The sequence below is a fragment of the Phytohabitans sp. LZ39 genome, from assembly GCF_059359075.1.
The window spans coordinates 40,943-52,865 of the sequence record NZ_JCADBM010000012.1; the positions used below are offsets into that span (position 1 = coordinate 40,943).

Sequence of the window (11,923 nt, forward strand, 5' to 3'; positions counted from 1 at the left end):
CAAGGTCAAGGCCGGTGCGTCGTGCTCCTGTATAGCGACAATGACCTGGCCAATGTCCGCGCCCGTCGCGTCAGCTTGCGATCTCAAGGGAGCTAGTCATCTAGAGGGCTTGGCGAGTGTTGTGATGAAGGATTCGGGTCGCTACAGCGACCCGAACCCCTCTAGAGACTTTTCGGAGTCGAGGTGGCCGGGCGCTAAGTTCCTTTTAGGACAAAGATTTGAGCTACCGCGATGTCCGTCGTGGTCCAGACCGCCGCTCCCGCGGCCTCGCCCGTCCGCCGCTGGTCGCGCTCACCCCGTTGGGCCGCCGCGACGGTCGCTGTTTGTCCACAATGCCTGCTCCCGGATCGGCGCTCTGGGAAAGCAACAGGGGTTTCGCCGCCGCCGATAACCGCCGCCGCGGTGTGAGCGGCGCGGGATTCGAGATCTAGAAGAGCTAGGGCGCTACTTCAACCCTAAGCCTCCTAGATCTCGAAGTCCCGCCCGTGGGCTGGTCACGCTATGTCAGGATGGTGCCCGCGGGAGCAAACGGCCCGCCGCTGACGCGGACCCGGGACATCCGCTACGAAGAAACCTGCCCCCGGAAGCTCTCCTGGTCGCTCTCAGCTGAACGCCTTCACCTCCAGTAGCCCCACGGACAAGTTCGGGGCGCTTTGCAGGAGCACGCGCAGCCGTGTGGTGCTCACGGCGGAGAAGGTGGCCGTGTTGTACTGGTTGCCGGCCACCGGGTACGTGCTGGCGCCGGGAACGTCCACGTAGGAGCTTCCGTTCCAGTACTGCAAGCGCCACGACGACGGCAGGTCGATGCCCTGGTTGTCGTCGAAGAAGTACACCTGCGCCTGGCTTAGCGACTGCGGCGCCGACCAGGTGAGCTCGGCCCACTGCTGGCCCTGCTCCGGCCACGTGCCCCAGCGGTTGCCCTGGTTGGGCGCGCCAATGTTGGAGCTCGCCGGGTCGCCGCCGGTGTTGATCGCCGCGCAGCTCTCCCACGACGAGGTGAACGAACACGACGTGGTCGCCTGCGTCGCGAGGTTTCCGCCGCCGGGGTTGCCGCCGCCGCCGACGGTGAGCTGGAACGCGCGCGTCACCGGCGTGCTGAGTGCGTCGTAGTCGCGCAGCTCGACGGTGAACGAGTACGTGCCGGCGGTCGTCGGGGTGCCGGTGATGGTGCCGGTGAACCGGTCGAGGGTCAGCCCGGCCGGCAGCGCGCCGGACGTGACCCGCCAGTCGTAGAACGGTACGCCGCCCTTGGCGGTGAGGGTTTGCTGGTACGCCTGTCCGGTGGGGGCATTGGGCAGGCTGGTGGTGACGATCGACGGGGCGAGGAAGGGGGTGAGGTTGCGGTTCAACGGCCAGCCGGCGTTCTCGGCGACCAGCAGCGCCAGCTTGGTGAGCATCCAGCGGCGGGTGGGGAACAGGTGGTTCCAGCCGCCGCTTTGTCCGCTGAGGCGGTCCCAGTACGGGGAGGTGCCGGGGATGTGGTAGCTGCTGTCCAGCGGCACCGTCCGGCCTTGGTAGGCGATGACCTCCGCGTCGTTCGCGCCCTGGGTGTTGACGTAGTTGCGCATGCCGGCCCAGTCGCTGTGGTAGGCGACCGCGTGGCCGTACTCGTGCATCACCAGCCCGTGCACGTCCAACACCGACCCGGCGATCTCGGTCCGGTACCAGTCTTCGTCCGCCAGTGAGGTGAACAGCTGCTTGCCCGCCTCGTCGTATTCGAAGATCATCGCGGTGGAGCGGTGGATCGGGCCGGGCAGTTGTTGCCCGTTGCGGGTGTGGTAGCGGCCGTTGTTGGCCGGGTAGCCGGTGGAGTACGGGGTTTGGATGCCGCGGAAGTACACCCACATGCCGTTGTAGGCGGCATTGTTGGTGACGTTGATGGTGTTCTGCCAGTCGTTGCCGGGTAGGTGGTTGGGTTCGGCGCCGGCCGCGACCGTGTCGAAGGGTTGCAGGTTGAAGAACCGGTACCAGTCCTTCACGGCCTCCTCCGCCGCCGTCCGGAAGGCGGCGTTGTTGAAGTAGCCGGTGATGTTGTCGTACCGGTAGTCGAAGTTGATCGGGATGGTGGGTTCGAGCGCCGTCTTCTGGTCCTGCTGCACCCGGATCGGCATGGTCTGGGCGAGCGTGCTGTTGTCCGCCGCCCGGATGTTGAGCCGCAGCGTGTAGAGCTCGTCGGCGCCGGGGCCGCGTTTGGAGTGGATGGCCAGCTTGAAGGTTTTCTGCTCCGACGCGTTCGCGAAGGTGAGCTGTTTGGTGGCACCGGTCGCGGTCAGCTGGCTGGGCAGGTCCATCATCAGCCGGGACGTGCCCTCGGCCTTCAGATCGATCGTGACCGGAAACGGACCGCTGGCCGGCGGCCGCACGGTCAGCTCGACGTACGGATTGGCGAGGTAGCCCTCCCAGTCCACGAGCTTGACGCCGTAGTCGTTGACGGTGCGGCCGAACCTGTCGACCACCGTGGCCGCACCCACGGCGTAAGCCGGCCCGGCGACGACGACCAGCAGGGAAGCGAGCAACACGAGCACCGCGGGCATGATGGCGCGTTTCATGTCGGACCTCAGTTCTTGATGCCGGTAAGGGTTACCCCTTCGATGAAGTACCGCTGTAGGAAGAAGAACAGCGCGATGATCGGGGCGATGACGGCGGCGGACGCGGCCATGAGGTAGCCCCACTGGGTGATGTAGATGCTCTGAAACGACGCCAGGCCGATCGACAGCGTGTACTTTTCCTCGTCGTTGAGGTACAGCAGCGGGCCGAGAAAGTCGTTCCAGGTGCCGATGAACGTGAAGATGGTGACCACGACGATGGCGGGTTTGGACAGCGGCATGACGACCATCCAGAAGACCCGCCACGGTGAGGCGCCGTCGATGTAGGCGGCCTCGTCCAGCTCGTACGGGATGGTCAGGAAGAACTGCCGCAGCAGAAACACGTTGAGCACGCCGCCGCCGGCGCCGGCGAACCAGCTGGGCACGGTCAGCGGCGCGATCGTGTTGAGCGCGCCGAGCTCCTGCCACATCACGAAGGTCGGGATCAGCGTCACCGCGTACGGCAGCATCACGCTGCTGAGCAGCACGCCGAAGACCACGTTGCGGCCGCGCCAGCGCAGCCGGGAGAAGCTGAAGGCGGCGACCGAACAGGTCAGCACCGTGCCGAGCACGCTGATGACCGCGATGATCACGGTGTTGAGGAAGTAGCGGCCGAAGGGTTGTGCCGTAAGCGCTTCGGTGAAGTTCGACCACTGGAACGGGTCGGGTATCCACTGTGGAGGCGAGATGAACATCTGCGCGTCCTGCATGAACGCGCTGCGCACCAGCCACACGAACGGCAGCAGCGTCGCCGCCGCACCGGCCGCCAGCGCGATGTACAAGGGGATTCGTGCTCTCATCGCGCGGCCGCCATCTCGTAGTAGACCCACCGCCGGGCGTTGCGAAACAGCAGGAAGGTGACGACCATGATGATCATGAAGAGCACCCATGCCAGGGCGCACGCGTAGCCCATCTCGCTTTCCCGGAACGCCTTGCGAAACAGGTAGTAGACGTAGAACAGCGTGGCGTTGTTGGGGCCTCCCTCGGTCATCACGTAGGCCTGGTTGAAGACCTGGAAGGTGCCGATGACGCCGACGACGAGGTTGTAGAAGATGGTGGGTGTCATCATCGGCACGGTCACGTGGCGAAACCGGTGCCACGGCCCGCCCCCGTCCACCGACACCGCCTCGTAGAGGTGCTGCGGCACGCCCTGAAGCCCGGCCAGGAAGATCACCATGGTGTTGCCGAAACCCCATGTACTCATGACGATCAGCGACGGAACGGCCGTGCTCTCGTCGTAGATCCACATGCCGGCCGGTAGCCCACCCTGACGCAGCAGCGAGTTGAGTAGGCCGAAGTCGGGGTTGAAGATCCAGATCCAGAGGACCACGTTGGCGATCGCGGGCACCAGGGTCGGCAGGTAGAAGATGGTCCGCCAGACGGGCAGCCCGCGCACCCGCTGGTTGAGCAGCATCGCCACCGCGAACGCGACAATCAGGGAGAGCGGGACCGCCCCGAGCGTGTAGTAGGTGGTGGCGCTCAACGACTTCCAGAACAGCTCGTCGTTGGCCAGGGCCGTGTAGTTTTCCGTCCCCACGAAGGAGGGCGTGGCACCGACCTGCCAGTCCGTGAGGCTGAAACCGAGCGACGCGAGCATCGGTCCGGCGGTGAAGATGACAAAGCCGAGGATCGCCGGCACGGCCATCAGCAGGCCCCAGCGGCGTTCCAGGCGCCGCTGGCCGGAGAGGCGCCGCGGGCCGGCCGGGCGCTGTGGGGTGGCCGGGCGCCGCACGCCGGGACGGCGCCGCAGGCCCGGGGGAGCCGCCATCGCGTCAGAGCCTTTGCGTGTGCTGCCAGCCCTGCATCTTGCTGGTGATCTTCGGAGCGGCCTCCTTGAGCACCGCCGCGGCGGGCCGCTTGCCGGTCTCGATCTCCTGCAAGGCGGGGGTCAGCACGTCGGTGCTGATGGCTGACAGGTTCTTCAGCCGCACGCGCAGGTCCGGCACGCCGTGCTCCCGCGCGTAGTCCACCACCGCCGTGCGGAACTCGGGCGGGTGGGAGTCGTTCTTCGTCCAGGAGTCGATGGCCGCCGGGTCCTCGTAGTACTTGCGCTCCTGCGGCATCCACAGGCCCTGCTTGTAGAGGTCGACGTAGCGCGGGTCGATGTGGAAGGCGAACAGCTCGACCGCCTCCTCGACGTGCTTTCCGCCCGCGAAGACGGCCGAGGCGCCGGCGACCTGGCTGGTGGTGAACGGCGTGTCGTATCTGGGCAGCACGCCGATGCCGTAGTCGGTCTTGCTCTCGTTCATGTCCAGCAGGCTCCAGTGGCCGTCGACCACCATCGCCACCCGCTTCGTTTTCAACAGGATGTTCGTACCCGGCACGTCGTCGCCGGTCGCGGCGAGCTGCCCCGGACCGGGAGCAACCCGGTGTTTGTAGATCAGATCTTGTAGGTTTTGAAACACCTCGATGGCCTCAGGCGTGTCGAGCAGGCATTTCGTGCCCGTCTCGTCGGCGAAGTCGGCGCCGTTGCTGCGCAGAAAGCCGTACCATGCCGCCGCATACGTGATGCTGCTCGAAATGCCGAACTGCCGCACCTGCTTGGGGTTGAAGCCGGACTCGTCGGGGTGTTTGCCGCTTTGGTCGATGGTGAGTTTGTAGGCGTTCTGGATGAGCTGATCCCAGGTCCAGGCGCTGGCCGCGTCGGCGGGTGGCGCGGAGATCCCGGCCTCGCTGATCGCCGACTTGCTGTACCACAAAAGCTCGATCTCGTTGGCGGTCGCCACCCCGTGCAGCTGGTCTTTGCCGTACCAGAGGTAGGCATCCGGGAGGTAGCCGGCCAGCTGCGGATACTTCTCGAGGTAGGCGAAGAGGTTTACCAGCTTGCCCTGCTCAGCCAGCCGGTAGGACATCGCCATCGGGACGTAGCCGACGTCGGGCACGCTGCCGCTGGCGACGAGCGTGTTGAGTTTGACGTCGTACTCGTCCGGGGTGAAGAGGGGTTTGACCTTCGTACCGCTGTTGCTTTGCTCGAAGGCCTTGAGCATCTTCTCAACGGCCTTCTGTTCGAAGGTGGAGCCCCAGTACATGAACTGCAATTGAAGGTTGTCCGCGGAGGAGCTGTCGTCGTCTCCACAGGCTGCCATCAGCGACGCCAGGCCGCCAAGGGCCAGCAGTTGCCGTCGTTTCATCACACACGTCCTTCGGGCAACTCAGGCTTGTACGAGTCAATGCCGAGTGGCCGCCCGGACCATTCGTGGAAAGAACCGTATGACGTTGATCGATCGCTGTCAACCGTGCTGGCGGGCCCGCCAGCGGCGTGGTCACGAAGGGCTGACGCCCTTCGTGACCACTGCGACGGCAGGAGTCAGCACCTCCGCCAGGTGAAGTTGAACAGGGTCTCCACGTCGGCTTCGCTGGAGCTCATCGAGATGGTGTTCTTCCGGCTCGACGTACCCTCGTCGACCCGCAGCTCGGTGTTGACGTTGAGGATCCGCTGCTCGTTGCAGGGCTTGTACACGAGCGCGTAGGCGCTGTCGGAGGCGCGCCAGGCACCGCTGGCCGGCCCGGAGAAGGGGTGGTCTTCCTGGTTGTTCTCCGAGGAACCCTGCCAGTAGTAGTTGGTGCGGTGCAGCGCGGTGGCACCGCTGTCCAGGCGGAGCCGGCCGCGGTACTCCGCCGAGGCGACGGCGAAGGTCCAGCCCGCCGGGACGCTCACCAGCAGGGCGGCCTGGCAGTTCTTGCGGCGGTCGGCCACGTCGGCGCCCCCGCCGGCCTCCGCGACGAAGGTCGTGTACCTGATCCGGAAGCCTGTGTTGTCCGCGTTGCCGATGACCCTGAGCGTGCCGGGCGGGCAGCCCGAGCCGGCCGCCGCCACCACGTCGATGGCGATCGCGGCGTCCGGTGCCGCCTCCGTCGCGGCCGCCTCGGTGGGCTCGGCCTGCGCGGAGCCGGGGAGGGACAGGGCCATTGCCACAGCGAGCGCGACGGTGATCGCGCGTCCGACGCCGATCGGTCCTACCGTCATGGGATCTCCTCGGGTAACGAAACTGATAGCCGCGCACCTTGTCGTCATATAGCCCTCGCGCCGACCTTCGGTCGCGGGGCTAGGGGACTACCGGTGGCCGCCTGGGGGTGAGGCGTCTCGCGTGGGATCGTAGCGACCCGTTTACAGATCACACAAGACATCGACAAAGGTCATATCGAAATGCCTGTCGAAATATTGCTTCGCTTGTGATCGCCGCGTCTGGGCTAGATCAAAACGGAAGTACCGGGGGAAAATGACGGGCGATTTGATGGCATGCGGGGCTTATCGAAGCCTTTGGTGTAGCTTGTTGCCGCAGACCAGAGCTACTGTGAAGAAAAGACCCAATCGAAAACACACCTAACTGATTTATTGAAAGAATCGCGCCCAGAATCAGCCATTGATAGCTCTCAATCTGACTTATAGCATTGGCCGGCGCGCGCGCATCATCGCACCGCTTCGAAAGGAGTCCCATGCGTAAGCTATTGGTGCGTAGTGGTGTTGTACTGGCGCTGTTGACCTCATCGCTGATCGGCATGTCGCCGGCGTCGGCCGAGGGCTTCCTGGACGACCCGGTCCCACCGCCGGACGACAAGGTCGTCATCGACCTCATCGCGATGGCCGGCTCCGGTTGCCGTCCCGGAACGGCGGACGTCGCTGTATCGCCGGACAACACCGCCTTCACCGTCATCTACAGCGACTACCTGGCACAGGTCGGTCCCGGCCTGCCGGTCGCGGACGGACGCAAGAACTGCCAGATCAACGTGCTCGTCCACGTGCCACAGGGATTCACCTTCGCGATCGCCAAGGTGGACCACCGCGGGTACGCGTTGCTGGAGCGGGGAGCCAGCGCCATGCAGCGGGCCAACTACTACTTCCAGGGCATGACGCAGGGCAGCTTCGTCACGCACCCGATCACCGCGCCACTGGACGACAACTGGATCGCCACCGACGAGGTGGAGGTCGCCGCGATGGTCTGGCGCCCCTGCGGTGAGCTGCGCAACCTCAACATCAACACCGAGCTGCGCGTGAACAAGGGCACGTCGACGGGCACCAGCTTCGTGACGATGGACTCGACCGACGGCGACATCAGGACGGTCTACCACTTCAACTGGCGGCGCTGCCCGTAACAGCGGGCATCAACGCTCCGATGTGGACACGCTGGGGGATCGCCGCGCGGGCGATCTCCCAGCTGGCCTAGGGATCGGGGTCGGTCAGACCGGCCCGCACGCCCACGGCCGCCGCTTCGGCCCGGTTGGCCACGTCGAGCTTTCGCAGGATGTTGCTCACGTGCACGCTCGCGGTCTTCGGGCTCATCAGCAACTCCGCGCCGATCTCCGTATTGGTGTAGCCCTTGGCGAGGAGCCGGAGCACCCGCCGCTCCCGGTGCGTGAGGCCATACGGGTCGTCCACCCCCGGCGGCACCGCCGGCGCCGGGCTGAGCGAAATCCGGGACCTGTGCGCAAGCCGGTGGATGGCCTCGGTCAAGGGCGCCATCCCGCTCGCCGCCTCGGCCGCCGCGCGCAACGTGCCGGCGGCGGCCATCGGGTAGCGCGACCCGGCCAGCAGCGCCTCCGCCTGCCGCGACAACGCGTACGCCCGGCGATGGGGGCGGCCCAGCCGCTGCCAGATCCCCGCCGCCTCGACCCACGCGTCGGGATCGCCGGCGCCGCGGGCCCGCCGCAGCTCGGCCTCCCAGTCGGCCCGATCGCCCGGAATCGTCGCCAGGAACTGATGCTCGGCGAACGGCCGGCCCCGCATCCGCTCCAGCGCCGCCAGAAGCCGGTCGGCGGCGGCGAGTGCGGCCGTCTCCGCGGCACGGTCGCGGCGCGCCCGCGCGGTCTCGGCCAGGTCGGCTATGGCCCGCGCGCCGAGCGCGAAGAGCTCGCCGCAGTACTGCTCCAGAGTGCGGCCGCCCAGCAGCTCCAGCGCGTGCTCGATGCGATCGAGCGCCATCGCCGGGTCGCCGGCCCAGAGCGCGATCCGGGGGAGGAGCCGCTGCCGCTCGTACACCCAGAGTCTCGGACCGGTCAGGCCGAGTGCGTCGACGGCGCGCATGCGGGCGGCGGCGGTGTCGATGGCACCGCGACAGACCTCGATCTGCGCCTGGCACAGGTGCAGATTCCAGTCGTCGAGCCTCGGCCCGCTGTCGAGCACCCCGGACAGGAGCGCGGCCGCGTCGTCGACGAGGCCGCGCTCCAGGAACGCCTCGGCCGCGTTGTGGTGCAGGACCGCCGCGGGGTAACCGGCCAGCGCACCGGCCCGGCGGGCCCGATCGAGGCCGTCCAGCGCGACCCGCTCGGCCTGCGCCAGGTGGCCCGTCTTGAGCAGCGCGTTGCTGTGGCACTCGGCGGCCAGGAAGTCGACCCGGAGGCTGAGCTCGCCGTGCGGCCCCGATCGGGCGTTGTCGCGCGCGCGATCCAGCAGCCTGGAGCCCTCGGCCGGGTCGCCGTGCACGAACTCGACCTCGGCGAGACCGATCAACGCGTGGGCGGCTTCGAGAGCGGCGCCACAGTGCTCGGCGACGTCGAGCGCCCTTCGATAGATCGATCCGCTGTCGCGGTCGCAGCTGTCCAACCACACGAAGGCCGCGTGGTCGGCGAGCAAGCGCGCGTACTCGGCCGACCGCGGCAGGGTCTCGTGGATGCGCGACGCCTCTTCGAAAAGGGCGTAGGCCGGGCTCGGCGGTCCCTCGCGCTGCCCGATGACGCCGCGATGCCACGCGGTGCGGTGCAGCACCGCCGCCAGCAGCGCGCCGCCGGCCGAGCCGCCGAGCCGCGCGTAGGTCTGCTCGGTGAGGACCGCCGCGTCCAGGTCGCGACCGCACGCCTGGAGCGCGTCGATGCTCCTGACCCGCAGCCAACCGGCTTCCAGCCCGGACCTCCCGGCCGCGCCGGGCACGCTCTCCAGGATGCCGGTCGCGCGCTGCCAGAGGTCGGCCGCCTGCGCGTACGCGCGCGTCCGGTGGCTGTGCTCGGCGGCCTCGAGCAGCGCCCCCAGCTCGTCGTGGGGCCGGCCGGCGGCCGACCAGTGACCGGCGATCTCGGCCGACAGCGCCGGGTCTCCCAGCGCCTGGAGGGCGGCGGCCAGCCCGGCGTGGGTGTCGCGGCGCTCGTCGGCCAGCAGGTCGCCGGCCACCGCCTCGGCCAGCAACGCGTGCTGTGTCCGGCAGCCGGCGCGGTCGGGGAGCGCGAGCTTGGCGTCGAGGAGCTCGTGCATGGCGGCGGCCACGTCCGCCGCGGCCATCCCGGTGACCCGGGCGACGACCGTCTCGGGGACGGGCCGGCCCGCCACGGCCAGCACCGAGAGCACGGTGCGGGCCGGGAGGCCGACCCGGTGTGAACGCGCCACGAGCAGCTCGGCCAGCGCGCGGGGCAGCACCTCGCCGGTGGCGCCGGCGGCCGCGACGAGCTCCTCCGCGAAGTACGGGTTGCCCTCCGAGCGCCGGTGCAGTCCCTCGATCATGGCCGGACGCGGTGGCTGGCCGAGAATCTCCTCGGCGAGCTCGGCCAGCGCCGGCCGGGACAGTCCGGCCAGCTCCAGCCGCACCGTCTCGGGCCGGCGGGCCTGCTCCACCCACCGGGCGGCCGGCGGATCGAGGGGAGCCTCGTCACTGCGGCAGGTCACGAGCAGGCTGATCGAGCCGCTGGCCGGCGCACGCAGGTAGGTCAGCAGGTCCACGGTCGCCGCGTCGCTCCAATGGAGATCGTCGACCACCACCACGACCGGACGGCCGCCGCCGGCGCCGCTCAGCACCTGGTCGATGGCGGCGAACATGCGCTGCCGCTGCCACTCGCCCGCTGGGAGCGCGTCCGGCCCGGCCGCCCGGCCGACCAGCTCCGGTACCAGCCGGGCCAGCTCGTCCACCGCGTACGGCGGGAGTCCGGAAAGGACCTCGGCGAACGCCGGCCGGCCCAGGGCCTTGTCGAGGCCGCGCAGGATCTCGATGGCGGGCAGCAGGGGCAGGCGTACGTCGAGCGGGAGGCACGACGCCTCGACCACGACCGCGCCCGCCTCCCGGGCCGCCTTGGCCGCCTGCGCGACGAGCCGCGTCTTGCCGAGGCCCACCGCGCCCGTCACCAGGACGTGCCGCGCCTCGCGGATGGCGAGAGCGATCCGCTCCAGCTCCTCGTCCCGCCCGACCAGGCGTGTCACCCCCACGCCGCCAGCAAATCGCCGTCCGGCGGTCCGGTCAAGCGCGAAGCTAAGTATCCGTCGCCCGCTTCTAAGGCCCAGGCATGGGCGATCTCCCGATGCGGGCGCCCGCCCGCTCGGCGCAACCTTGCCGCCATGGCCGCCGACGAGTTCGCCACCCTCGACGAGATCCGCGACGCCGCTCTCGCCAAGCTTTCCTCCGCCGCGTGCGACTTCCTGGAAGGCGGCGCCGGCGACGAGACGACGCTGCGCCGCAACCGGCGGGCGTTCGAGCGCTGGGCGTTCCGCCCGCGCGTGATGAGCGGCCTGCCGTCCCCGGCGACCGCGACCCACTTTCTCGGCGTCGACCTCGCGCTCCCGATCCTGACCGCACCGTTCGGCGCGGACGGACTGTTTCACCCGGACGGTCACATCGCGGTCGCCAAGGCCAACGCCGCCTCGGGCACGGCGAGCATCGTGCCCGAGGCGGGCTCACACTCGCTCGAAGAGATCGCGGCGGCGGCCCCCGCGGCGGCCGTGTTCGGGCAGTTCCATCCACTGGGGACGGAGGAGGGCTTCCTGGACATGATGCGCCGCTACGAGGACGCCGGCTACCGAGGCCTCTGCGTCACCTGCGACGTACCCGTCATGGGCCGCCGCGAACGCGACCTCCGCAACCGGTACCTGCCCGACTACGCCCTCTTCGGCGGCAACTACGCGAGCCTCGAACAGGCCTTCGGGCAGCTGGGCCAGCTCATCGAGCGGGAAGCCCCGGTGTGGTCCTGGGAAAAGCTGGGCGGCCTGCTCGGCCAGAGCAGCCTGCCCTGGATCGCGAAGGGCATCATGACCACCGACGACGCCCGCGCGGCGGTCGGCGCCGGCGCGAGCGCGCTCGTGGTCTCCAACCACGGCGGCCGGCAGCTCGACGGGCAGCGTGCGTCACTCGACGCGCTGCCCGAGATCCGTGCCGCCGTAGGCCCCGACGTCGGGATCGCGCTGGACAGCGGCGTCCGCCGCGGCGCGGACGTCGTCAAGGCGGTCGCGCTCGGCGCCGACGTCGTGGTCATCGGCCGGCTCGCCGTCTACGGCCTGGCCGCTGGTGGTGAGGCCGGGCTGACCCGCGTGCTCGAACTCCTCCGCGAGGAGATCACGACCATCCTCACCCTGCTCGGCCGCGGCGGCCTCGCCGACCTCGGCCCCGACGCGCTCGTCCCGGTCGAGGCGGACTGAACCTTCCATC

Annotated in this window: 8 protein-coding genes; 2 read left to right on the plus strand and 6 right to left on the minus strand. The window is 68.8% G+C overall.

What is annotated here, in order from left to right; translation table 11 throughout:
- Positions 1–602: 602 nt before the first annotated feature.
- The 5 genes from AC5L36_RS22970 to AC5L36_RS22990 all read right to left on the minus strand — a co-directional run bounded on the left by AC5L36_RS22970 (position 603) and on the right by AC5L36_RS22990 (position 6,552).
- Positions 603–2,549 (minus strand): putative Ig domain-containing protein, encoded by a 1,947-nt coding sequence (locus AC5L36_RS22970; protein WP_441219354.1) that lies wholly within the window; start codon positions 2,547–2,549, stop codon positions 603–605.
- Positions 2,550–2,557: 8 nt separating this feature from the next.
- Positions 2,558–3,385 carry a carbohydrate ABC transporter permease gene (locus AC5L36_RS22975; RefSeq protein ID WP_441219356.1) on the minus strand — a complete coding sequence of 276 codons (828 nt, stop codon included), beginning with the start codon at positions 3,383–3,385 and terminating at the stop codon, positions 2,558–2,560.
- Positions 3,382–4,353, minus strand: coding sequence for a carbohydrate ABC transporter permease (locus AC5L36_RS22980; protein ID WP_441219358.1), 972 nt, complete (start codon positions 4,351–4,353; stop codon positions 3,382–3,384). The genes AC5L36_RS22975 and AC5L36_RS22980 overlap by 4 nt, the downstream gene beginning before the upstream one ends.
- Positions 4,354–4,357: 4 nt before the next feature.
- Entirely contained in the window at positions 4,358–5,716 is a 1,359-nt protein-coding gene (locus AC5L36_RS22985; protein WP_441219360.1) for an extracellular solute-binding protein, read from the minus strand.
- Between the two features lie 176 nt (positions 5,717–5,892).
- A complete protein-coding gene (locus AC5L36_RS22990; protein ID WP_441219362.1) occupies positions 5,893–6,552 on the minus strand; it encodes a DUF4360 domain-containing protein in 660 nt (219 codons plus the stop codon).
- A gap of 470 nt (positions 6,553–7,022) precedes the next feature.
- Here AC5L36_RS22990 and AC5L36_RS22995 point away from each other — a divergent pair, with 470 nt between their 5' ends.
- Entirely contained in the window at positions 7,023–7,679 is a 657-nt protein-coding gene (locus tag AC5L36_RS22995; protein WP_441219364.1) for a DUF4360 domain-containing protein, read from the plus strand.
- Positions 7,680–7,746: 67 nt separating this feature from the next.
- On the opposite strand, the gene AC5L36_RS23000 is transcribed toward AC5L36_RS22995, so the two are convergent.
- Positions 7,747–10,710, minus strand: coding sequence for a helix-turn-helix transcriptional regulator (locus tag AC5L36_RS23000; protein ID WP_441219366.1), 2,964 nt, complete (start codon positions 10,708–10,710; stop codon positions 7,747–7,749).
- Positions 10,711–10,839: 129 nt separating this feature from the next.
- On the opposite strand from AC5L36_RS23000, the gene AC5L36_RS23005 reads away from it, so the two are divergent.
- Positions 10,840–11,913 (plus strand): alpha-hydroxy acid oxidase, encoded by a 1,074-nt coding sequence (locus tag AC5L36_RS23005; RefSeq protein ID WP_441219368.1) that lies wholly within the window; start codon positions 10,840–10,842, stop codon positions 11,911–11,913.
- The last annotated feature ends 10 nt before the right edge of the window (positions 11,914–11,923 follow it).